We start from the raw sequence: 22,156 nt of genomic DNA, 5'->3' as shown, positions 1-22,156 counted from the left end.
CTCCCAGAGGCTGCTATTAGACTGTTTAAGCCTAACCCCTGTAATGAGTTGAAAAATCTCCGTAAATATTCTTTTGCCGTTCAGAAGAGAGGAATAGTTGATCATGACACAACAACAACCCACCGTAACCCCCAAATTAGAAGAACCCAAGTTTGGTTTTAATGAATATGCCGAACGTTTGAATGGTAGAGCCGCTATGATTGGCTTTATCTTGATGGTAGTGATAGAATATGCCACCAATCAAGGTGTACTTGCATGGCTGGGTTTGAAGTAGTTCCATCTGCAAGCTGGTTTTCAGTTGTAAGCTAGTAGATAGAAGAGTTGAAACCAGTTGGCTACTCCAGCTGGTTTCACCATTATTCAGTAAATAACGTCAGTTGCTAGTTAGGGAAACTGTCAGAAATGGCTTACTCTCTAAGATTAAAGAATGAACAGGATGAAAAATGGGATTTTATCTAGATGACTAGCAACTTGAGTTATTAGATATATTGCAGATTGTCTATGTTATTCTAGGCAGGAAATTACCACATACCAGAGGGTGAATTACCATATCTCTGCTTTTACTCCGAACAATTATAATCTTGTATACCTTGATAGACCCAGACCGAAAAGGTATATTACGGTTGCAGTGATTAAGTAAATTTATACAAAAAGTTAACGGGAACTAAGTAAGCTGTGATGAACGCTGTATTACCTCGTTTTTTGAAGTCAGCCTACCGGAAAGAACCTATCATCAGTGCATTGGTGACAATAGGTGTGGTAGACGCGCTAATTGGTGGTTTAGATGATAGCTGGTCGTTATTTACTTTTGGTTTGGGAACGGCAGGAATAGCACTGTGCTTGAAGGTATGGAAGATGCAGCAGCAACCCTCTTTACCTGAAGAACCTGTAGTCCAACATTATTTACCTGCTCAGTCTTCTAGTCCTCCTTTACCAACAATGACGGTATCCAAAAAAAGACCACGCCAGTAATAACCCTAAATTTTTGGTGTTGTTTTCAGAAGTGAGGAAAAACTGTGAAGAGTGAGGGAAAAAGGGTAAGTAATAATATTATTCGCTCTTGTCTGAGGTTGGCATTTCTACCAGCTGTAGCTTTGTTTGTCTCTATTGGACAAGAGTTTTATACTCACCCTGCTCATGCTGTTATTGAAATCAACACTAATTCTCTAAACACGAAAAGTTTTGTCAATCCTCGACTAATTCACACTTTACGAGGACATACTTCAACTGTTAAATCTCTTAATTTCAGTCCCAATAGCAAACTTTTGGTCAGTGGTGGGTCTGAAAATGAAGGAATGATTCGCTTCTGGAATCCGCAAACTGGCAGAAAGCTGGGTACGATTAACAGAGCGCATCAAGCATCTGTAGACTCTGTTTTGATTTCTCCAGATGGTAAAACCCTCACAAGTTGCGGTAGTGACTACAAAATTAACCTTTGGAATCTCAAAACGTTGGAGTTTAGTCGCTCCTTTGTGGGACATAATAGTTCAGTCTTGTCTTTAGCTGTTTCCTCTGATAGTAAAGTTCTGATCAGTGGTGGTTTAGACGGGATTCGTTTGTGGGATTTAAAACAACAGCGGCCTTTAGCTACATTGGTACGCTTTGATAATCTCATTTATACCTTGGCGATGAGTTCTGATGGTCAGACTTTAGCTAGTGGTGATAATAAAGGCGTGGTGAAACTTTGGAATTTGCAGACTGGTAAGTTAATCCGCCAGTTAAACGCACATTCTCAAGTTGTTACTGGTTTGGCTTTTACACCTGATGGCGCAACTTTGGTTAGCTCAAGCCGAGATAAAACTCTTAAAATTTGGAATGTTAGCAATGGAGAAGCGGTCAGAACCCTGACAGGACATCAAGATTGGGTGAATGCGATCGCTATCAATGTGGATGGAAAAACCCTTGCTAGTGCTGGTAAAGATGGAATTAAATTGTGGGATTTGACTACAGGAGAGTTAAAAAACACACTGTCTGGTCATAGGGATTGGGTGAGTGCGATCGCTTTTAGTCCAGATGGAAAAATGCTGGCTAGTGGTGGTTTTGATCAAAAAATTAATATTTGGCAGGCACAGTAAAAAATGATTCCAGGTTAGAATTAATAACCTGAGCTATCACGTTTTGTCAAGTATCATTTGGATGGCTTTAGATTTTAAAATTTATATCAAAATTTCTATTGAAATACTTAATAGCATTTAGTATCGTGTTTTTATGATGTTAGAATTTTAAGTAATTGTGAACCCTTGATAAAATTTTTATAAACTCAAGTGAAAATTAAAAGTTTTAACACTGCCTTCCTCAGTATTTATATTGATAGATGCGATTTTGGAAGAGGAGTTTTCGCTGCTCGGAATATCAGTAAAGGTGAAGTTATTCTCACTTTCACAGGTAAAGTCATTTCCTTGACAGAAGTATTAACCAAAGCAGAAAAAGAAGCCGCCAATCCTTTGCAAATCGACATTAATACATATATTGACATAGAAGAACCAGGAGTTATTGTCAATCATCATTGCCATCCTAATGCTGGGATTGTCAATACAAAAACATTAATTGCATTGACTGATATTTCTAAAGGTGAAGAAATTTTCTATGATTACTCTACTACTATGAGTGAGAACTTATGGACAATGGTATGTGGATGTTCGGCTAGTAATTGTAGAAAAATTATTAAGGATTTTCATTACCTACCAGATAGCCTCAAAGAACAATATTTAGAACTAGGTATTGTGCAGAATTTTATTGTCCGTGAACACAATTTAAATAGGGAAGTTAGCTTGTCATAAAAACAGTTGAGCCTTGATAGGTGAGAGTTAATAGAGAATATAGGAATTATATTTAGATAAAGTTTTTTAGTTAGAAGTAGGGATTTAGCAATGCTAAATCACCAATTTCTTTCAATAAAAATTTCAGCAGAAAAGAAGACGATTTAAGAAAATGCTGACAGCAAAACTAGAGATGTAATAGCTAAGAGAATTCCCACAATTTCGTAAGGATTTAGGGATTCCTGAAAGAAAGTTACACCTACCAATGCTAATAATACAACAGTAGAAACTGAATAAATAACACCAATTGTTGCTAACTTTAGGTGTTTCATGGTATAAACCCAACCAAAAGCTGTAGAAGCTAAAATCACTACACCAAAAAGAAACCAACGGGTTTGCAACGAGCTTTCATTGTTGCTGGCAATTTTAAGAAAGTAGTCACCAAGTACACCAAGTGAACTTAATGCGACTGCAATCAATATTGCTATATAGGCTTGATTCATAATCAGAATTGTAGTTAAAGGTAGTGGTATATTTTATATATACGCAATTCTATTTTAACTTCAATTGCACATTTCTACAGCCAGCTTTTTTGCCTACTCCATCAGCAGCATATCCTCTGACAGCAAGAAAACCCATAAAAAAACCCCCTGGGTGGGGGACTGTTAGTTATTCGAGTGGAGTGAACAACCAAGTAATAAATACTCAAAGTAGATATAGTAATCCGAACAAAATGATCCAAATTACGTCTACGAAATGCCAGTACAGTTCAGCGGCTTCAATACCGAAATGCTTTTCGTTGCTGTAATGACCGGGAGTACGCGATCGCCACAACACCGCCAAAATCGCCAAAACGCCAACAGTAACGTGCAAACCGTGAAACCCGGTTAAAACGTAAAATGTGCTAGCGAACAAATTGGTAGTTAAGCCAAACTCCAGATGTGTATATTCATAAACCTGACCCACCAAGAAAATTGCACCCATAGCCGCAGTAATAGCTAACCAAGTACGCATTCCCTTTTCATCATTCTTTTTGATAGCAGTATCAGCATTGTGCATGACAAAGCTACTGGCAATCAGGTTAACCGTATTCACACCAGGTAACAACAGTTCTAACTCCGGTGTTCCAGCGGGAGGCCAAACAGGTAAGGTAGAACGGAAAGCTAAATAAGCGCCGAACATACCCAGGAAAATCATTCCTTCCGCAATCAGAAAGACAACCAAACCAAACAAACGATGGTCTGGATGTGCTTCGTGATGGTCAACTGTTGCAGCGTGGTGATGATTCTCTTCTATTTTCGCTGGGTCAATTATTTGACTTTGCATGAATTTTTAAATTGGTAATTGGTAATTGGAGGCAGAGGAGCAGAGGGGCAGGGGAGCAGAGGAGCAGAGGAGCAGAGGAGCAGAGGGGCAGGGGAGCAGAGGAGCAGAGGGGCAGAGGGGCAGAGGGGCAGGGGGGCAGGGGAGCAGAGGAGCAGAGGGGCAGAGGGGCAGGGGGGCAGGGGAGAATAATGTATTGATCATCTATTCCCTATTCCCTATTACCTGTCACCTGTCACCTGTCACCTCATTTACACATTGGACTCAATTGTGGGATAGGGTTCGTCTGGTTGGAGACTTAATACTTTATTAACATCAACAATTTTTTCACCTACGCCGTAGTCGTAGGGGCCTGTGGTTAAAACAGGGAGTTTTTCAAAATTCTCAATGGCTGGTGGTGAAGTAGTCATCCATTCTAGGGTGAGACCGCGCCAAGGATTATTAGCTGCTTTAGGGCCGTACAACCAACTCCATACGGCATTGATAATAAAGGGTAATGTGGAAATAGCCAGAATATAAGACCCGTAGGTACAGATTTCATTCAGAGAAGTAAATTTGGGGTCATATTGGGCAATACGGCGATTCATACCCATCATTCCCAGCTTGTGCATGGGTAAAAAAGTCATATTCAGACCAACAATGGTCAAAACTGCGTGAACCTTACCCCAAAATTCGTTCATCATTCGTCCCGTCATTTTTGGGAACCAATGATAAATGGCTGCGAAAATGCCGAGTACACTACCGCCAAAAAGAACGTAGTGTAGGTGCGCGACGACAAAATAGGTATCGTGAACGTGAATATCAAAAGGTACTGATGCCAACATCACACCACTGATACCGCCAATCACAAAGGTTCCCAAAAAACCCATGGCAAAAATCATGGGACTGTTGAGGCTGATTTTGCCGCCCCAGATAGTTGCTAACCAGCCGAAAATTTTGATGCCGGTAGGAACAGCGATGATCATTGTTGTGATCATGAAAAACATCCGTAACCAACCGGGGATACCGCTGGTAAACATATGGTGCGCCCAGACGATTAACCCTAAAAAGCTGATAGCGAGGGAAGAATAGGCGATCGCTTTATAACCAAAAATGGGCTTACGGGCATGAACTGGCAGAATTTCCGAAATCGCCCCAAAGAAAGGCAAAATCATGATGTAAACCGCTGGATGGGAGTAAAACCAAAACATATGTTGGTAAACCACCGGATCACCACCACCAGTCGGATTAAAAAATGTTGTCCCTGCGAGTAAGTCAAAAGCCAGCAAAATCAGCGCCCCAGCCAGAACTGGTGTAGACAGCAGCACTAAAGCCGAAGTTGCCAACATCGCCCAACAGAACAAGGGCATTTGATGGACTCCCATACTGGGGACACGCATTTTCAGGATGGTGACGAGAAAATTAATCGCCCCCAAAATCGAAGAAGTTCCCAACAGCAGGACACTTGTAATCCAAATTGCTTCACCTACTTGACCTGTTACCAAGCTCAAAGGAGGGTAAGAAGTCCAACCTGCATCCGGTGCATCACCCACAGCCAAACTTAGGGTCAGTAACACACCCGCAGGGGGAATCATCCAGAAAGCTACCGCATTTAAGCGAGGAAAAGCCATATCCCTAGCCCCAATCATTAAGGGGATGAGATAGTTAGCAAAACCCGCCCCTGCTGGAACAATCCACAGAAAAATCATGATTGTGGCGTGGAGTGTAAACAGGCTGTTATAGACTTCTGGGGTAACAAAATCTATTTCTGGTGTACGGAGTTCTGTCCGCACCAAGTCAGCCATCACACCGCCAATGCAGTAAAAAATAAAAGATGTAACTAGGTATTGAATACCAATTACTTTATGGTCGGTACTGAATGTAAAAAATTCCCACCACTTTCTATCCCCTGGTTCTTCTGGAAGGGTGGGAATATGAGCGGTTTCTTGTAATTGTGCTTGGGTCATAGTTTGAAGAAGGAGTTCAGGAGTCAGGAGTCAGGAGTCAGGAGTCAGGAGTCAGGAGTCAGGAGTCAGGAGTCAGGAAACAGAATTTTCCTATACTCTATTCCCTGTCACTTGTTATCTATTTTCAAGGCAGAGGACAAGGGAATTATTCTGTAACTCCTCCAACTTCTGCAACTCCTGTACTCCTATGTAAATGCAGCATTTCTGGATGAATACCCATGTCTTTGGTGTAAGGGGCGAGAAATTCGTCTGCTGACATATCTGCTGGATTCATGGCCACAGATTGATTTAGGGTATCTTTACTAGCAACTAGCTGTTCTTGCATCCAACTATCAAATGCTGTTTGGGACTCTACCACCACTTGGGTTTGCATTGCACCGTGGTAAGGGCCACACAGTTCCGCACAAATTAAGGTATAGTTGCCCTCTTTTCTAGGTGTGATGCGAACTTCTGTTTGTCTACCGGGGATCACATCTTGTTTTAGGCGAAATTCTGGAACCCAAAAGGCATGGATGACATCGTTAGCTGTCATGTTCATTTGTACTTCACGCCCAACTGGTACGTGGAGTTCACCTGTGGTGACACCTGTATCTGGATAGGTGAAAATCCAAGCGTACTGGAGTGCAGAGACGTTAATAACTAATTGCGGTGCTTGTCCCTCTTTTTCTCGACTTGCGCCCAGGGTGGGGGCAACACTACCAACACCGGGTGCATTCTGCATTTGGGGAATGTCAGGATTGCGGACGGCTGCGGTAGCTGGGTCTTGCATAGCCTGGTCTGATTTTTCTTGGTTCAGATTTGGTTCTGTGCTGCCTGGTGTATCACTTAAGGTAGCAGCTATGGCAGTTCCTGGCATGGACATTGATTCTTGCATGATCGGTGCTTCGTGGGCTGCATGGGGATTGAAGCCGCCGATTTCGTTGTATACATCAAAACTGTATACAGAAATGCCGATGACAATAATTGCTGGGATCGCTGTCCAGAGGATTTCTAGAGGTACATTACCTTCAATTGGTGGACCGTCTTCGTTGTCACCTGCACGCCGACGATATTTGAAGATGGAGTAGATTAAAACACCTTCAACTATTAAAAATATACCTATGGAAACGGTCATCATCGCATTAAATAGATTATCTATCAATACGGCTTCATCTGATGCGGCCGTCGGTAACAGACCGTGATTTTGACCGTACCAAAGGCTGGCTAGGGTGAGGACGATGCCAATGAGTAACGTCCAGATCGAACTTGGAATTTTCACGGCTTACTTAATGGAATTGATTACGTTATTTCAAACTAACTCACTTACTAAGGTAGTGCAGGCTAGGGGATATAGATTATGAATATCTGAAATTTTTATTAATTTTTTTGACTAGGTTACTAATCTTGAGTAAAGGTATTCATATTGATGTTGTCAAGAATAAATGATAATTAACTCCAAAACTTAAGGAAAATTTTAGAAATTTTTTAGGAAAATCTAAATAATTGCCAACATTTAATTATTCACATCTTAAAAAATACCTAAATCTTACAGCTAAAAGTAGCTGGGGTGATTCAAAGTATAAGGGAAAGCCAATTTTTAAACCTTAGCTCATCGGTTAGGGTGGAGATAGGAGGCAGAAGGCAGGAGGCAGGAGGCAGAAGGCAGAAGGCAGGAGGCAGAAGGCAACATTAAAAACCTTCTCATCACAAACTTTTAGCTTTTCATCATGCCCTGAACCTTGTCCACTGCAACAATTGATCAAATAGTAAATTTTAAGAATATCTACCTCAAGCGGGCAGAAGGTATCGTTGATGAACGAATTTGTCCTACAACAACAAAATGAAGCGGCAACCCAACACAATAGCCCCAAGGAAGTAATTCGTCGCTTGGTGTGGAAGATTTGCATAGCCACCTTGATTTTGATGGCCATAGGCAGTGCCACCCGCGTGATGAATGCTGGGCTTGCTTGCCCAGACTGGCCTTTGTGCTATGGAGAGTTGGTGCCAGCTAAACAAATGAATCTCCAGGTGTTCTTGGAGTGGTTTCATAGATTGGATGCAGCTTTGATTGGTTTTAGCGCGATCGCTCTTTTGGGTTTATCCTGGTGGCATCGTCGTGTTTTACCCAACTGGCTGCCTTGGGCTTCTGCATTTGCCCTGTTCTTAATCGTTTTCCAAGGTGTTTTGGGAGGGCTTACTGTTACCGAATTGCTGCGGTTTGATATTGTTACCGCCCATTTGGGAACGGCGCTATTATTTTTCACTACCCTCCTGGTCATCGGTACAGCACTTAGCCCCTATCAGGGAACTGGAACGGTTGGTAAGCTGCCTTGGGTGGGTTTAGCTGCCTCTGTTTTCGTTTACTTACAAAGTCTATTAGGTGCTGTGGTAGGTTCTCGCTGGGCGCTACACCAATGTTTTATTGGGGATCAACTCTGTGGAGTGATGTACAGCCATATTTTTGGTTTAGTGCCGCCGACGGTGGCAACGTTAGCAGTTGTATTAATTTCCTGGCGCACACCAGCACTACACCCAACTTTGCGAAAATTGGCCAATCTGTCAGGTGGGTTGTTAATTTTACAACTAGCTTTAGGCGTTGCCACCTTCCGGCTACATTTACAAGTCGAACCTCTTACTGTTTCTCATCAAGCCATTGGTGCGACTTTGTTGGGTACTTTGGTTGTGTTCACAGTTTTAGCAGTACGGGACTGGTTTGCTAACCGAGAAATCAAAATTGCGAATGGGTAAGAAGAGGGTGTGGGGTGTGATGGTGCAGGGGTGCAGAGGGGCAGAGGAGAATAATGTATTGATCATCTATTCCCTCTTACCTGTCACCTGTCACCTGTCACCTGTCACCTGTCACCTGTTCCCTGAATTATTGACAAATTAAGGAAAGAGAGAGAGCCAACATGATTGAGACTAATGTCTCTCGTCGCCACCACGATACACTTCTACAAGTCATTCAAAGTTACTACCAGCTAACCAAACCCCGAATTATTCCTTTGCTGTTGATTACAACTGCGGGGAGTATGTGGATAGCTGCTAAGGGGCAGGTTGATCCCTGGTTGTTGATTGTGACTTTAATTGGTGGTACTTTGGCTGCTGCCAGCGCCCAAACGATTAACTGTATCTATGACCGGGATATAGATTATGATATGGAACGGACGCGCCATCGTCCTATGCCTTCCGGTAGGGTTCAGCCTCGTGATGCTTTGATTTTTGCGATCGCACTGGCTGTTGCTTCTTTTACTCTACTGACGGTTTTCGCCAATTTACTGGCAGCAGTTCTAGCATTTTCTGGTATCGTTTTTTATGTTTTAGTCTATACACATTGGCTAAAACGCCATAGCACTCAAAATATTGTCATTGGTGGTGCTGCTGGAGCAATACCCGCTTTGGTGGGTTGGGCAGCGGTTACTGATACTTTAAGTTGGGCTGCTTGGTTGATTTTTGCGATCGTCTTTTTGTGGACTCCTCCCCATTTCTGGGCTTTGGCTTTGATGATTCGTGATGATTATGCCAAGGTGGGGATACCGATGTTACCTGTGGTAGCTGGAGATCAGGCAACGGTACGCCAGATTTGGTACTATACGGTAATTACGGTAATTGCAACTGTGCTGCTGTTCTATCCTTTACACGCTAGTGGGGTTGTTTATGTAACTATCGCTTTGAGTTTGGGTGGATTTTTTATTCACAAAGCTTGGCGTTTGTTGCAAAATCCAGAGGATCGAACTGTGGCTAGGGAGTTGTTTCTTTATTCCATCTCCTACATGATGCTGTTGTGTCTGGGGATGGTGGTTGATAGTCTGCCTTTTACTCACAGTCTGGTAACGGCTGTGGTTGGTTATTTGCATTTGGTTTAATGTGAAGGGCGATCGCATTCTCGGTTTTGGGGTGCGATCGCTTTTTTTAACGCAGAGGAACGCGGAGGTTCGCAGCGTTTTATTTGTGATGGTTGGGAGGGGTAATTTTTTCTGACAAAGGCAATACAATATTTAAAATATAGTTAGTAGCTAATTGTGGGAGATGATTATGGTCAAGACAACCACAAATAAACAACTCTCTTTAACTGAATTCCTATCACTGTCAACGGAAGATGTAAACTATGAGTTTGTTGATGGTTATGCAGTACCGAAGGTGTCACCCAAATATTTTCACTCGGCTTTACAAAAAACTCTATTAATCCTCCTTAGTATATGGTCTAAAGGCAAAGGTAGGACTGTTGCAGAATGGGCAATTATCTTAAGACGTAAGGGTAAAGATTGGTGTCCAGTACCGGATTTATGTTACATTTCCTATCAACGTTTACCCAAAAGTTGGCTGTTTAATGAAGCTTGTCCTGTTCCTCCAGAGTTGGTGATTGAAATTATTTCTCCTGACCAAACTATGAAGGAATTTGAAGATAAAGCAAGGGATTATTTTGCAGCAGGTGTTTCACGGGTTTGGGTGATTGAACCGGAAGGGATGAGTATTAGGGTGTTTTTCTCTACTAAGGAAAGTCAAGTCTATACTGGTGATATGTTAATTGTTGATAGTTTTCTGCCTGGGTTTGAGTTGACGGTGAGACAGTTGTTTATAGAGGCGGAATTGATTTAATAATGAAAATTAGTAGTTAAGAAAAATTGTCTGATAGCATGGCGCAAGCCATATCAGTATTTCCAGTATTTAGGAATTTACAAGATTAAGAAGCGGATTTGTTCACAAATTATCATCATTAATAAATAAAATTAACGCTTCATTTACAAGGAAATAATGTAATTGCTTTATCTCCACTTCCAGCAGCTAAAATTTTACCATCTGGGCTAAAGGCTACTGAATAAACTGTATCGTCAGCACATTTCACGCTGGAAATTTCTGCACCACTATCTATAAACCATAGTTTTACAGTTTTGTCTTTACTTGCACTAGCTAATATTTTACCATTGGGACTAAATGCAACAGCACAAACATGATCGGAATGTCCGGTAAAAATACTAATTTCTTCTGCTGTTTCTACGTTCCACAGTTTAATGGTTTTATCTTGATTCCCACTGGCTAAAATTTTACCATCTGGACTGAAAGCTAAAGCATTAATACCGCCAGTAAACCAATCAGAACTTACTGTTATACTCCGCAGTGTGTTTTCAGCTAGTTGTAAAATTTTGATGGTTCTATCATTTCCACCTCCACTACTAGCTAATATCTTACCGTCAGGACTAAATGCTACACATAAAACATCATCTGTGTGAGCTTTAAAAGAGTAAATTTCTTTTTCTGTTTCTAATGACCACAGTTTGACGGTTTTATCTTTACTTCCACTAGCTATAACTTTTCCAAATGGACTAAATACTACAGAGTAAACTTTTTCTTCATGTCCTGTGAAAGTGATTATTTCTTTTCCTGTTTCTATATTCCACAATTTTATAGTTTTATCATCACTTCCACTCGCTAATATTTTACCATCGGGACTAAATGCTACTGAATTAATACCTCCAGACCAAGAAGATTCTCCATGTCCTTTAAAAGTCCGATGTTGCTGAGTTGCTAAATCCCAAATTTTGATGGTTTTGTCGTCACTTCCACTAGCTAATATCTGTCCGTTAGGGCTAAAAGCAACTGACAAAACTTTATCTTGGTGACTTTTTAAAGTACCTACAAATACTAATTTTTCTAGGTTGTCATCTGATAAAGATGTGGTAGGAAGTGCTTGATTAAATTCCAAATTTTCTTGATAATTTGGGGATATCTGAAAATTTGACTGATTTTCTGTTTCTAACGGTTTTAATAAAGCATTAAACGAAGTATCTAATTCTGTCAAAACATCCAGTGCTTGCAATAATTGGTTGATAGAATCAAAGAGGTTATTAAATTTGGAATTTTCAGCATCTTGATTTTGTTTAACTTTCTCTATTTCCTGAGAATTTTCCTTCAGAGTTTGATTAAATTGCTGTAGTGAGGTTTCAATTTGTGTAAATCGAGAGTTAAAGACTTCAATTTGTTGGCTAATTTGGGCAAATTCCAGATTTTTATTTTCTTGATTTTGGCGTAATTCTGCTAATTGTTGCTGACTGGTTTCGTTCCAATCTTTGAAAGAGATTTCAATTTGCTCAAATCGAGAATTAATAACTTCGATTTTTTGATCAAATTGTGAGAATTCAGATTTTAATCCTTGCACATTGTTTAATTCTTCCCCGTGTTGCTGAATTGTTTGATTCAAATTTTGCAAAGAATTATCTAATTCAGTTAAACGGTTATTAATTCCTTGAAATTGTTGATTAAATTGGTTAATCTCTGTACTGATTTTTTGTAGTGATATTTCAATTCTCTGGTCTATGATTTGGCTTAACTGTTGTCTCCAAGACTCAATTTGTTGCAACCGCTGATTAGATGTATCTATAGTTTCCTGTATTTGGTAAAAATTGTCTTTGATATTTTGGCAATTTGTCTGTAATTGTTCAATTTGTTGTGGCGATGAGGAATAATTAAACCGGGGACGATTGGCTAAATTTAATGCCATACTTAAACTTAGGGGAATAGCTGCATAAACCACCTGCTGAGTTACTGCGGCTGCTATCGTTCCCAATACTGATAACCCTAAGCATATATACTCGCTAGTTTCTAGCCATTTACGTTTACTCATGTAACTATTAAATATAGTATTAACTTAGTATATTTATATATGATTGTTCTTGTCAAAAATTGATTATGGTAGGCAATACTCACAAAAGACAGAAATAAATTCTATATAGTATCAAAATATGTTATGATAAATAGTTCTCTAAAAACCGTGCTGGGTGAAGAACGTAGAGATAAAACTCAGCACATCTACACACTCAGCACAAAGAACTCTGGTTTATGGCACTGCCAATTGTTGCAATTATTGGTCGCCCCAATGTGGGCAAATCCACTTTAGTTAATCGTCTCGCCGGCGATCAAACGGCGATAGTCCATGATGAACCGGGTGTGACACGCGATCGCACCTACCGACCTGCATTTTGGGGAAACCGCGAATTTGTGGTAGTTGATACCGGCGGTTTGGTATTTAACGATGACACCGAATTTCTCCCTTTGATTCGTCAACAGGCATTAATGGCGCTTTCAGAAGCCTGTGCTGCTATTTTTGTAGTCGATGGACAGACTGGTCCAATGCCAGCGGATCAAGAAATCGCTGATTGGTTACGTCAACAGCCTGTACCGATTTTATTGGCTGTCAACAAATGTGAATCACCAGATCAAGGTTTAATTCAAGCTAGTGAATTTTGGGAACTGGGTTTAGGTGAACCTTACCCGATTTCCGCAATTCATGGTAGCGGTACAGGGGAAATTCTGGATGAATTAATTACCCACGTCCCCGATGTGAAGGATGTACCTGAAGATAATGTGATTAAAGTCGCAATTATCGGTCGTCCAAATGTGGGCAAATCCAGCTTATTAAATGCTTTTGTTGGGGAAGAAAGAGCGATCGTTAGCCCTATTTCTGGGACAACCCGTGATACAATTGATACGGAAATTGAACGAAATGGGCAAACCTACCGCTTAATTGACACCGCTGGTATTCGCAAAAAGAAACACATCGAATACGGTACGGAATTCTTTAGTATTAACCGTGCTTTTAAAGCCATTCGCCGCGCTGATGTGGTTTTATTAGTGTTAGATGCTGAAGATGGAGCGACTGAACAAGACCAAAAATTAGCAGGTCGAATTTTAGAAGAAGGTCGCGCTTGCATCATCGTGGTTAATAAGTGGGATGCGGTTGAGAAAGACTCCTACACCATCTATGACTACGAAAAGAGTCTCGAAGCACGTCTACATTTTACCGAATGGGCAGATATAATTTTTGTCAGTGCGGTGACAGGACAACGGGTAGAAAAGATTTTAGAATTGGTCAATAAGGCTGCTGAAGCACACAAACGTCGTGTCACCACATCCGTAGTTAACGAAGTCCTCACAGACGCTGTTAGCTGGCATTCTCCACCAACATCAAGGGGCGGTCGTCAAGGTAAGATATATTATGGTACGCAAGTAAGTACCCAACCACCAACTTTCGCTTTATTTGTCAACGATGCACAACGCTTTAATGATAATTATCGCCGTTACATTGAAAGACAGTTCCGCAAGCAATTAGGATTTGATGGGACTCCAATTCGTTTATTTTGGCGGAGTAAGAAAGTGCGAGAAATGGAACTCGGTAGTGTCAACCGAGCAACTCGCGTAAAATAGTAGTCACTGTTCAGTTGTCTATCAGTTATTTTATAGTTGACAACTGACACTAACTACAAATGGATTTACTGCGATCGCTCCCATTAGGATTATACTTAGAACAACCACAAACTTGGCTACATAAATTAGACCCGCGAGTCAAGTTAATTTGGTTGTTAAGTTTTCTCACCAGCTATGTTGTTGCTAACAACTATTGGCGCATATTACTGGTGGTCTTGTTAATTATTTTTACCCTATTTGCCAGAATTCCACTGAGAGTATGGCGGCAACAAATGGGCTGGTTGTTAGTGCTATCATTTATGGTATTGGCGATCGGTGCTATCAGTCCAGATGGATTAGGTATAAGTTATCAACAACGCCTACCAGCAAATACAGAAGTATTCACTCAACCACCAACACCTAAGAATACTCAAAGCAATTCTCAAACAGCAAATAGCAATCAAGAATATAAATATGTGCTATTTAATAAAGGTCCAGTCAAAGTAAATCGTCGTTCCTTAGATTTAGCAATCAGTCTGAGTACAATAGTATTTACTTTAATTTACAGCACAAATTTATATCTATTGACAACTGCACCAGAAGAAATTACTTCTGGAATGGAAAGCTTAATGCAACCGCTACGAAGATTTAAAATACCAGTTACAGAAATCACCCTAACTTTAACTTTATCTTTGCGGTTTATTCCTTTAGTTTTAGAAGAAATCCAAAACCTAATTCGTTCTGTTATGACTAGGGCAATTAATTGGAAAAAACTAGGATTAAAAGGAGGTGCTAAGGTTTGGTTAATAGTGATTGAGAGATTATTAGAAAATCTGCTTTTACGTGCCGAACAAATGGCAAACGCAATGATGGTAAGGGGTTTTACTAGTCCTAATGAACATCGAGTTAAATGGCAAGAGTTAAAATTAGGAACAGGTGATTGGGTAGCAATTTTAATTTTAATTGTATTTTGGAGTTTAAGAATAGCTTTGGGAACAGAAGTTTCTTAAAGTCTATCTGAAAAATTTTTCCCACTGCATCTAATTAAACCTTAAATTGTGCGGTGCGTTATAGAAACGCTTTTAGGGAAACCATACCCGCAGGGCTATATGCACCGAAAAATATACATCCCTGCGGCTAATCTTATTGGATTTTATAAGCCTTCATCCAATGTAAAAACAAACCTAATCCCCAACCCAATAGAGGAAAAATAGCCCAAAAGTATCCAGGACTTGTGAACAGATTCAACAAAATCAAAAACCCATTCACCGCAATAAAAGTAATCAGATGAGACTTAAATTCTTGGCGTTTTTGACTATTAGACATCTGATCTTTTTTCACATCTACTTGTTTTTTTAACCATTCCTGTTCCGCAGCTTTTAGCGATTCTGAAGAAACACCTAATTCTGATGCTATTTCTATAATTTGTTCCCGCGTATATTCTCCCTGTTGCTTACGTCTAAAAGCCACTTCGAGAATTTGTTGCATTTCCTCTGAATTGTAAGTCATTATCAATACCTAAAATGGTAAAAAATATTTCTCAGATTTACTTTTGCAGCGATAGATACACAATATTTAAAAATAGATTTACCTTGAGAAACACATTTTATATCTGAAAAATAATTGCTTACAGTATTTAAAAACACAAATTCATGAATAGATTTAAATCACCTAATTATTAAAATATAATTATTAAAATATTTGTCAATATTTACCATCCTAAACGTTTAGTAATATCAGTCACATTAATAACAGATGCAACTAATTTATAACACAACTCTTTCTCAGTTTGTAATGAAGGTTGAAAAGGTTCACTTAAACTAATAGTTAATCTAAATTTATCCGGTTCAAAATTCTCTAACTTGAGTTTTTCTATTACCTCTTCACAGGAATATATTCCCTCTTCCAAATAATTTACTTTATTTATCCAAACGGGATCAGTAATGGGTAAATCATAAAAATTACCACATAAACAAAAACGACATCTACAAGTTTTTTTATTTTTAGAATTATATCTAATTTCCCATTCTAATAATTCTGGATTAATCATAGCTAATGAAGATTTAAGAGGTGTTATTTCTAAATCTTCATAACGAATGAATTTATCAAAATTACCTAATAATTTAGGTTCAGAAGAATTTTTTTGAATTTCTGGTTTAATTAAACCTTGCGCTTGTTCTAAACTAGCTTGTCCTAAAATCTGCCATTTATAACTATAATGAATTAGCCAATTTTCTGGATGATGACATTTTGGTTCATGTCTAATTAAAGGAATCCTAATAATATCAAATAACTGTGGTTCTCTACCATATTTAGTAGTGTAATGTTCTGGATATAAAGTACCATCTCTTTTATTAGAAATTGGCCGCAACCACCCAGAACCATCAGTTTTTATCCCAGCAATACAAATTCCACCATGTTTAGTAGATTTCGCAAGACAGATAATATCAAAACTCAGCATTCTTCAGTCTCATTAGCACCCTAATTACCTAAGTAATAGTAGAACAAGACAAATTTATATGTGAACAGTAAAATTACTGACTGCTGAAACAAAGAAATCAGGGATATAAACCTGTAAATATACTCAAATATGATGAATTTTGATACTTTTATCTAATTTAGATTGTAAATATTCCGCAACTAACCGACGATGACAATTATGGGGTTTTAATTCACTACACAACAAACAGCTTTTATCTATTAAATCTATAGATAATTTCTTTTCAATTTGACGTTGTGAAATCAGATGATTGAATTTTTCTTCATAGCTATCCCAGGTTATTTGCTTTTTTTTATAAGCATCCAGAATATCTTGAGTTGGTGCTAAATCAAGAATATGCATATATTCAATTCCCCCAATCTTTGCGAGGAAATATTCTAAATCTTGCTTTTTTGCAAAACCCGCAAGTTGGGAAACATTATTTAATCGAGTATCAATAACTCGTTTCACACCTGATTTTATTAAAATTTCAAAAAACTGTTCTGCTTTTTTTTGGGTAAAACCAATAGTAAATAAATCAATTTCTTTATTCATCTTCATCCTTATTTTCAGTATAAGCGACTTTTTCAGCTTGTAATTGATATGCTTTTTCTACTAACTCTGCACGGGAAAGTTGTTTTTCTATAGTTTGTGTAAGTTGCATATCAAAAAGAGAAAGCTGTTTAATATTACTTTGATTTTCAGGCAACATTTTATATAAATTGTGTTGTTTTAAAACTCTATTTTCTAAATTTTCATTTGTTTCTAAATCACCATTTTTAAGAATATGTTTAATTTCTAAACCAGCACTTTTCAAATATGGACAAATCAAAATTGCGCGATGACAAACGATAGGATCTTGTTCTGCACACATTAAGCTAATTTGATGTTTTTCTGAACCTTTAATTAAACGATGTATCCCAATCTTGAAAACTTCTGTTGCTGCTATTAAATCATATCTAGCCATTCCATCTACATAGCAGCTTCTATCAAGAGGACGCGCACCTAAATTATCACCAAGGGGAACATAAGCAATATTTACGGTTTTGAGTGCTGCTTTTAATGCTGATTGGTTAAATTGAGGAAATCTACTACTATAGGGATGAGAACGGACATCAGCTAAAGCTGTTACTTCGTATTTTTGTAACAGTTCGATAAAGGATTCAATTGTATGATTTGAATGTCCAATAGTGAATGTTTTCATAATTTACTATATGAAATAATTTATAGGTATTTTAACCGTTATAATATCAATATGCAACCTATACTCTTTGTTAGTTTTCCCTATTGCTTACCCTGTCGAACATTAAGTTTTATTATGCCCTGACAATATTTGTTACACTAAGGGAAAATTTTAAGATAAATATTGTTTTATTCATAATTCAGTAAGGAATATGAACACAACACCTTCTAAAAGCGAAACTGATGAAATACTTAAGTGGTTAAACCGCAACCGCCAAATGTTATTAGATTTATATAAAAATCAATATGTTGCTTATAATGCTAATGGGATAATTGCACATAGCGAGAACTTACAAGAAGTTTTAGAATTAGCTAAAGCCGCAAAACAGAATTTTTTAATTTATTTAGTTCCCCGTCGTACTGCTTCTATAGAAATTTTACCAATTCGCTTTCGCAGCATCGCTCGCCATGATTGGCAACCAAATTATAGTGTTAATTTAAAGCACGGAAATATAGAATTTTCTACAACAATGTTAGTAGATTCTGGTGCTGAATTGAGCTTAATTTCTTTGAAAGTAGGTCAAGATTTAGGCTATGCTTTAGCTGATGCAGAATCAACTTTGTTGGCAGAAACTATAGGTGGCAGAGTTGAGTATGTTTTACGTAATGTAGAAATGACGATTGATGGACATAATGTTATTGCTCCTGTAGCATGGTTACAAACTAACACGGGTGGAGAACAATTATTATTAGGTCGAGAAGTTGTATTTGATAAGTTTAATATTGAATTTAGACAAGCTGAGGAGAAAATTATTTTTACATGGCGTGAAAATTTGCATTCATAATCATTGTCAGAATCAGGATATCCAGGATTTAAGGATTTACAGGATGTTTATGCCATCATCATACATGAGAATAGTTAATTTATTGCTATAAAAGATGCAGTAAGAGATGAGTTGTAATTAGCTAATCTTTATTCAATATAGAAGCTATTTGTTTTTTTATATAGAAGCTATTTGTTTTTTTATATAGAAGCTATTTGTTTTTTTATATAGAAGCTATTTGTTTTTTTGAACTTAAGGAGGCGTTGCTACTACACTTAATCTTTGTATCCTTTCTTTACTTACTCCTCTTGTTACAAATTCATTTATTAACTATGCTTAAAAAACTTACTACTTCCTTTGGTTTTACTTTAATCATCTCTGGTCTTTCTACTTTACTTATCCTTGATAGGCAGGATTATTATATATCTATGCAGGTTGTTCAAATAGGTGTTAATTTAGTCAGCTATGATTTTAATCAGCCTTCCAATGATATCTAGCTTCTGCTTACTTATTTACATTCCTGATTTGCTATACTCCTTTTAGTGACTGCTTTTTAGGGCTTTACTTCTCTCTTAGTTATCACTATAATTTTTACTTTTGTAATCTTTTATCCCATCTGAAAAACAAACTATCACCTGTTACCTCATCTATCTCTTCACTTTCACCAATGAGGTCTTGATTTTTATCCTCTAATTCTCGCATATAATGTCTGAGAACTCCCCCAACTGCGATCGCTCTAGTTTTGTGTAGTTGACGGGTTAACTCTAGAAACCATTCCCTATTATCCAATAAATCAGACTCTTTTACCTGATATTTGAGAATTTCAGGAATTAACACCTTTGGATCATGGTGTTTTGCGATCGCTCTCACATCAATTATCGGCTGATAATTAACCCTTAAACACTGCTGCCATAATGATACCCATTTAGCTTGAGAAAGATAGCCATGACTGAAATATGAAGGCTTTACCATCGCTAAAAGGTGTATATGTGGGTGTGCTGATATTCCATCTTTACCTTTGGTGACTTCTACAGACTTTACCCAACCTTTAGCTGGCCATGCTTTCAACTCTGACAAACGTTTAAAACCTTTGTTTATTTCATCCAAGGTTTCTCTGAGTTCTTCAATTTGGCAATTTCTGACTGTGAGAGTGATAAACAACCAACGGTATTTAGGATAATCTGTAACAACTTGGGGGAGAATTTGATAAGCTTTTGCTTTCCACATCATAGAACGTCGCCACTGACAAACCGGACAGTGACGCACTCGACAAAATCGCGCATTAGTTAATTTTAATTTGAGAGTGTCTGCTGATTCTTCTGGAACTAAGCGAAACTCTAGCCACTCAGAACAGCTTTTCAACCGCCAAGCATAATCATTAAAAGTTTCATCATCAGCTTTGGCGTAATATTCAGCAACTTTATCAGCATTAATTCGGTGTTTTTCCCAGGTTTTACCTGTAGGATCAACTTCAGAAAGACTATCTAAATTGATTATTTTCCCCATAAATACCCGTAGCAATAATTTATATATTTATACTTAATTAACGGTATGAAAAGCCAATTTTTTTGCTAAATCAACCACCAGTAATTATAATTAAATTTATTATGTTTTATTAAAAACAAGGAATTAAACAGCATGAAAAAGTTGTTTTGTTCGATTCTCATTGTAGTGCTACTATGTAGCTGCAAAGGATCTGGTAAACTTGCAGGTCAGGTAACAAAAGTTGTAATGGCAGGTGTAGCTAGTGCTGTAGGTGAATCTGTGGTAAAAACTGGTAGTGAAGCTATTGCTGAGTCATTTAGTAACCAAAACAAACTATCAAAGCAACAGGCTTTATGGAAAGCAGCTAGTGAGATAAATAAGTTTACCCCTATACAACTAGATCAAGAAACCATACTGAATAACGTTGGCGTAGAGGGTGATAGATTAGTTTATAACTATGAATTGATCAACTATTCATCTTTTCAATTAGATGGAACAAAATTTGCTTATGCTCTGTCGCCAGATGTGCAAAATTCCCTCTGTAGCACTCCAGAGACAAAACTTGCTATGCAAAAAGGCGTATCATTTGCCTTTTGTTATTTCGGTAATGATAGTAGATTTATAACTAAATTCATTATAAATCCAGCAGACTGTGGTTATTAAATTAGTATGTCTACAAACTAGATACAGCCTTCTGAATTAAGTAGCTTGTATTCTTCGGGATATAGCGACCAATATTCTTCAATAGAAATTTCTCTATAATCTTGTGGATTATTATGTCGGAAAAATAAATCTAAGGCTTTTTCAGTAATTTTCCTTGTTTCTTCTGGTTTTACTAAAACCTTATCTTTATAATAACCAGTTATCATAACATGAAAAAGCAGGTTTTGAAGTATGGTGTCTCTTAACCTAAATTTCTGACCAGACTCAATCATATCAGGGATTGTACCAAGTCTAAATAAAACGTGGGGATCTTGGTTTTTGTCTACTGGGGTTAATGGTAGTGGTAAATATACATCTATCATGTTTTTATTCCTATGAACCCTGTATATTTACATATTAACTACTATTTATTAATTTTGGGTTAAAATATTCCGCGTTCTTCCTTACGATGCAAAAATGCTGCAATTTGTGCAAGTGATTTTAACTTCACTGTTTGCTGACATTGAAAATGTGGACATCTTAGATGAAACATATCTAAAACTACATTTGAGTGATTAGATTTATCTTTTTCTCTCAAAATCATAGGTACATGGTGTGTTGGACAAAGTATATCTCTATCTTCTTCTCCTAAATGTTGTCTAAGCCTAACAACTGTCTTTTGAATTAGTGGACGAGTAAAACTTTGACCAAGTTCGGTATTTGATAGCTGAAGTTCAAGTATATTGGCTTTGTGGAGTAAACCAATATCTTGTGTTTGAAATTTTTGTGTACTTCTACATTGACTACTATAATAACCAACACAAGACCAAAAAAAATCATTCAATAAAAATATACTACCATCTCTACGATCTCTATGCTGTAACATCATTGGTCTACCGCATACACATCGCTTTTCTAAGACAACTTGCCCCATCTGAAACTGAAGTATGTGAACATTATCATTATTCAAAAATGATGTTTCATAGGCATCAGGATTTTTTGCCTGTTCAGTGATAACTTCCTGAGTTTTAGCTTTTTGCCACTGCTCAAACTTATCTTCACGTTGCTTTTGGAGTTCTTCTAATTTCTCTATATCACTTAAATTGAGAGAACCATCACGCGCCCGCTTTTTCTCAATCTCTGTTTGCTCAAGGTCAATGTTTTTGATCTCATTTTGAACATTATAAACATTGACAGTAACAGAAGTTGGATTTGATGAAGGCTGGTTGTCCACAACTCTCTCTCTTAAAGCTTCATCAACAAGTCTAGCAATATAATTTCTTGCTAGTTGATGAGCGGTGTTGATTACTCTCATAACAGTAGATCCAGCACCAAAAATTGCTTCGATAAATCCCATAG

General features: G+C 38.0%; 23 protein-coding genes. 11 read left to right on the top strand and 12 right to left on the bottom strand.

Features of this window, described 5'->3' with window-relative positions:
- The first annotated feature begins 103 nt into the window (after nucleotides 1–103).
- The 4 genes from ACLLO5_RS03905 (at nucleotide 104) to ACLLO5_RS03890 (ending at nucleotide 2,780) form a co-directional block, all read left to right on the top strand.
- Nucleotides 104–274, top strand: coding sequence for a chlorophyll a/b-binding protein (locus ACLLO5_RS03905; RefSeq protein WP_413174175.1), 171 nt, complete (start codon nucleotides 104–106; stop codon nucleotides 272–274).
- 404 nt (nucleotides 275–678) lie between these two features.
- Complete coding sequence (locus ACLLO5_RS03900; protein WP_413174174.1) at nucleotides 679–972, top strand: hypothetical protein; 294 nt, start codon at nucleotides 679–681, stop codon at nucleotides 970–972.
- A 44-nt stretch (nucleotides 973–1,016) separates the two neighbouring features.
- Entirely contained in the window at nucleotides 1,017–2,075 is a 1,059-nt protein-coding gene (locus ACLLO5_RS03895; protein WP_413174173.1) for a WD40 repeat domain-containing protein, read from the top strand.
- 189 nt (nucleotides 2,076–2,264) lie between these two features.
- On the top strand, nucleotides 2,265–2,780 hold the full coding sequence (locus ACLLO5_RS03890) for an SET domain-containing protein (protein WP_413174172.1): 516 nt from the start codon (nucleotides 2,265–2,267) through the stop codon (nucleotides 2,778–2,780).
- Between the two features lie 143 nt (nucleotides 2,781–2,923).
- On the opposite strand, the gene ACLLO5_RS03885 is transcribed toward ACLLO5_RS03890, so the two are convergent.
- From ACLLO5_RS03885 to ACLLO5_RS03870, 4 genes are all read right to left on the bottom strand, one after another.
- Entirely contained in the window at nucleotides 2,924–3,262 is a 339-nt protein-coding gene (locus tag ACLLO5_RS03885; RefSeq protein ID WP_413174171.1) for a hypothetical protein, read from the bottom strand.
- A gap of 202 nt (nucleotides 3,263–3,464) precedes the next feature.
- A complete protein-coding gene (locus ACLLO5_RS03880; RefSeq protein ID WP_413174170.1) occupies nucleotides 3,465–4,085 on the bottom strand; it encodes a heme-copper oxidase subunit III in 621 nt (206 codons plus the stop codon).
- Between the two features lie 248 nt (nucleotides 4,086–4,333).
- Nucleotides 4,334–6,028, bottom strand: coding sequence for a cytochrome c oxidase subunit I (gene ctaD / locus ACLLO5_RS03875; RefSeq protein ID WP_413174169.1), 1,695 nt, complete (start codon nucleotides 6,026–6,028; stop codon nucleotides 4,334–4,336).
- 145 nt (nucleotides 6,029–6,173) lie between these two features.
- Nucleotides 6,174–7,286: a cytochrome c oxidase subunit II gene (locus ACLLO5_RS03870; RefSeq protein WP_413174168.1), complete on the bottom strand. Its 1,113-nt coding sequence runs from the start codon at nucleotides 7,284–7,286 to the stop codon at nucleotides 6,174–6,176.
- Nucleotides 7,287–7,819: 533 nt separating this feature from the next.
- Between ACLLO5_RS03870 and ACLLO5_RS03865 the strand changes: the two genes are divergently transcribed.
- From ACLLO5_RS03865 to ACLLO5_RS03855, 3 genes are all read left to right on the top strand, one after another.
- Nucleotides 7,820–8,755, top strand: coding sequence for a COX15/CtaA family protein (locus ACLLO5_RS03865; protein WP_413174167.1), 936 nt, complete (start codon nucleotides 7,820–7,822; stop codon nucleotides 8,753–8,755).
- 161 nt (nucleotides 8,756–8,916) lie between these two features.
- A complete protein-coding gene (locus ACLLO5_RS03860; protein WP_413174166.1) occupies nucleotides 8,917–9,870 on the top strand; it encodes a heme o synthase in 954 nt (317 codons plus the stop codon).
- Nucleotides 9,871–10,039: 169 nt separating this feature from the next.
- Nucleotides 10,040–10,603 (top strand): Uma2 family endonuclease, encoded by a 564-nt coding sequence (locus ACLLO5_RS03855; protein ID WP_413174165.1) that lies wholly within the window; start codon nucleotides 10,040–10,042, stop codon nucleotides 10,601–10,603.
- 139 nt (nucleotides 10,604–10,742) lie between these two features.
- Here ACLLO5_RS03855 and ACLLO5_RS03850 read toward each other — a convergent pair whose 3' ends face one another.
- On the bottom strand, nucleotides 10,743–12,626 hold the full coding sequence (locus tag ACLLO5_RS03850; RefSeq protein WP_413174164.1) for a hypothetical protein: 1,884 nt from the start codon (nucleotides 12,624–12,626) through the stop codon (nucleotides 10,743–10,745).
- Nucleotides 12,627–12,841: 215 nt separating this feature from the next.
- Here ACLLO5_RS03850 and der point away from each other — a divergent pair, with 215 nt between their 5' ends.
- Both der and ACLLO5_RS03840 read left to right on the top strand, forming a co-directional pair.
- On the top strand, nucleotides 12,842–14,206 hold the full coding sequence (der, locus tag ACLLO5_RS03845; protein ID WP_413174163.1) for a ribosome biogenesis GTPase Der: 1,365 nt from the start codon (nucleotides 12,842–12,844) through the stop codon (nucleotides 14,204–14,206).
- 59 nt (nucleotides 14,207–14,265) lie between these two features.
- Nucleotides 14,266–15,195: an energy-coupling factor transporter transmembrane component T family protein gene (locus tag ACLLO5_RS03840; protein ID WP_413174162.1), complete on the top strand. Its 930-nt coding sequence runs from the start codon at nucleotides 14,266–14,268 to the stop codon at nucleotides 15,193–15,195.
- 133 nt (nucleotides 15,196–15,328) lie between these two features.
- Here ACLLO5_RS03840 and ACLLO5_RS03835 read toward each other — a convergent pair whose 3' ends face one another.
- The 4 genes from ACLLO5_RS03835 to ACLLO5_RS03820 form a co-directional block, all read right to left on the bottom strand.
- Complete coding sequence (locus ACLLO5_RS03835) at nucleotides 15,329–15,694, bottom strand: 2TM domain-containing protein (protein ID WP_413174161.1); 366 nt, start codon at nucleotides 15,692–15,694, stop codon at nucleotides 15,329–15,331.
- A 202-nt stretch (nucleotides 15,695–15,896) separates the two neighbouring features.
- On the bottom strand, nucleotides 15,897–16,646 hold the full coding sequence (locus ACLLO5_RS03830) for a dual OB domain-containing protein (protein ID WP_413174160.1): 750 nt from the start codon (nucleotides 16,644–16,646) through the stop codon (nucleotides 15,897–15,899).
- Between the two features lie 123 nt (nucleotides 16,647–16,769).
- A complete protein-coding gene (locus ACLLO5_RS03825) occupies nucleotides 16,770–17,219 on the bottom strand; it encodes a DUF488 family protein (protein ID WP_413174159.1) in 450 nt (149 codons plus the stop codon).
- Nucleotides 17,212–17,868: a DUF488 family protein gene (locus ACLLO5_RS03820; protein WP_413174157.1), complete on the bottom strand. Its 657-nt coding sequence runs from the start codon at nucleotides 17,866–17,868 to the stop codon at nucleotides 17,212–17,214. The genes ACLLO5_RS03825 and ACLLO5_RS03820 overlap by 8 nt, the downstream gene beginning before the upstream one ends.
- Before the next feature lie 190 nt (nucleotides 17,869–18,058).
- Here ACLLO5_RS03820 and ACLLO5_RS03815 point away from each other — a divergent pair, with 190 nt between their 5' ends.
- Nucleotides 18,059–18,691: a retropepsin-like domain-containing protein gene (locus ACLLO5_RS03815; protein ID WP_413174156.1), complete on the top strand. Its 633-nt coding sequence runs from the start codon at nucleotides 18,059–18,061 to the stop codon at nucleotides 18,689–18,691.
- A gap of 570 nt (nucleotides 18,692–19,261) precedes the next feature.
- Here the strand turns inward: ACLLO5_RS03815 and ACLLO5_RS03810 are convergent.
- Nucleotides 19,262–20,176, bottom strand: a complete 915-nt coding sequence (locus ACLLO5_RS03810) for a protein rep (protein ID WP_413174155.1) — start codon at nucleotides 20,174–20,176, stop codon at nucleotides 19,262–19,264.
- A gap of 132 nt (nucleotides 20,177–20,308) precedes the next feature.
- Between ACLLO5_RS03810 and ACLLO5_RS03805 the strand changes: the two genes are divergently transcribed.
- A complete protein-coding gene (locus ACLLO5_RS03805) occupies nucleotides 20,309–20,818 on the top strand; it encodes a hypothetical protein (RefSeq protein ID WP_413174154.1) in 510 nt (169 codons plus the stop codon).
- 17 nt (nucleotides 20,819–20,835) lie between these two features.
- Here the strand turns inward: ACLLO5_RS03805 and ACLLO5_RS03800 are convergent, their stop codons facing one another.
- Together ACLLO5_RS03800 and ACLLO5_RS03795 are read right to left on the bottom strand one after the other, a co-directional pair.
- Nucleotides 20,836–21,180, bottom strand: a complete 345-nt coding sequence (locus ACLLO5_RS03800; protein WP_413174153.1) for a hypothetical protein — start codon at nucleotides 21,178–21,180, stop codon at nucleotides 20,836–20,838.
- 59 nt (nucleotides 21,181–21,239) lie between these two features.
- Entirely contained in the window at nucleotides 21,240–22,154 is a 915-nt protein-coding gene (locus ACLLO5_RS03795) for a hypothetical protein (RefSeq protein WP_413174152.1), read from the bottom strand.
- Nucleotides 22,155–22,156: the final 2 nt, after the last annotated feature.

It is taken from the genome of Anabaena azotica SJ-1, assembly GCF_047275885.1.
Taxonomy (GTDB): Bacteria; Cyanobacteriota; Cyanobacteriia; order Cyanobacteriales; family Nostocaceae; genus Trichormus_B; species Trichormus_B azotica_A.
This window is presented reverse-complemented; position numbering and strand designations above follow the sequence as displayed.

Excerpts from the sequence above, each read along its gene's own strand:
- ACLLO5_RS03800 (WP_413174153.1), bottom strand. The coding sequence starts at position 21,180 with ATGATAGATGTATATTTACCACTACCATTAACCCCAGTAGACAAAAAC.
- ACLLO5_RS03880 (WP_413174170.1), bottom strand. The coding sequence starts at position 4,085 with ATGCAAAGTCAAATAATTGACCCAGCGAAAATAGAAGAGAATCATCAC.
- der (WP_413174163.1), top strand. The coding sequence starts at position 12,842 with ATGGCACTGCCAATTGTTGCAATTATTGGTCGCCCCAATGTGGGCAAA.
- ACLLO5_RS03905 (WP_413174175.1), top strand. The coding sequence starts at position 104 with ATGACACAACAACAACCCACCGTAACCCCCAAATTAGAAGAACCCAAG.
- ACLLO5_RS03865 (WP_413174167.1), top strand. The coding sequence starts at position 7,820 with ATGAACGAATTTGTCCTACAACAACAAAATGAAGCGGCAACCCAACAC.
- ctaD (WP_413174169.1), bottom strand. The coding sequence starts at position 6,028 with ATGACCCAAGCACAATTACAAGAAACCGCTCATATTCCCACCCTTCCA.
- ACLLO5_RS03900 (WP_413174174.1), top strand. The coding sequence starts at position 679 with ATGAACGCTGTATTACCTCGTTTTTTGAAGTCAGCCTACCGGAAAGAA.
- ACLLO5_RS03805 (WP_413174154.1), top strand. The coding sequence starts at position 20,309 with ATGAAAAAGTTGTTTTGTTCGATTCTCATTGTAGTGCTACTATGTAGC.
- ACLLO5_RS03835 (WP_413174161.1), bottom strand. The coding sequence starts at position 15,694 with ATGACTTACAATTCAGAGGAAATGCAACAAATTCTCGAAGTGGCTTTT.
- ACLLO5_RS03840 (WP_413174162.1), top strand. The coding sequence starts at position 14,266 with ATGGATTTACTGCGATCGCTCCCATTAGGATTATACTTAGAACAACCA.
- ACLLO5_RS03795 (WP_413174152.1), bottom strand. The coding sequence starts at position 22,154 with ATGGGATTTATCGAAGCAATTTTTGGTGCTGGATCTACTGTTATGAGA.
- ACLLO5_RS03825 (WP_413174159.1), bottom strand. The coding sequence starts at position 17,219 with ATGAATAAAGAAATTGATTTATTTACTATTGGTTTTACCCAAAAAAAA.
- ACLLO5_RS03855 (WP_413174165.1), top strand. The coding sequence starts at position 10,040 with ATGGTCAAGACAACCACAAATAAACAACTCTCTTTAACTGAATTCCTA.
- ACLLO5_RS03860 (WP_413174166.1), top strand. The coding sequence starts at position 8,917 with ATGATTGAGACTAATGTCTCTCGTCGCCACCACGATACACTTCTACAA.
- ACLLO5_RS03810 (WP_413174155.1), bottom strand. The coding sequence starts at position 20,176 with ATGGGGAAAATAATCAATTTAGATAGTCTTTCTGAAGTTGATCCTACA.
- ACLLO5_RS03885 (WP_413174171.1), bottom strand. The coding sequence starts at position 3,262 with ATGAATCAAGCCTATATAGCAATATTGATTGCAGTCGCATTAAGTTCA.
- ACLLO5_RS03850 (WP_413174164.1), bottom strand. The coding sequence starts at position 12,626 with ATGAGTAAACGTAAATGGCTAGAAACTAGCGAGTATATATGCTTAGGG.
- ACLLO5_RS03820 (WP_413174157.1), bottom strand. The coding sequence starts at position 17,868 with ATGAAAACATTCACTATTGGACATTCAAATCATACAATTGAATCCTTT.
- ACLLO5_RS03815 (WP_413174156.1), top strand. The coding sequence starts at position 18,059 with ATGAACACAACACCTTCTAAAAGCGAAACTGATGAAATACTTAAGTGG.
- ACLLO5_RS03830 (WP_413174160.1), bottom strand. The coding sequence starts at position 16,646 with ATGCTGAGTTTTGATATTATCTGTCTTGCGAAATCTACTAAACATGGT.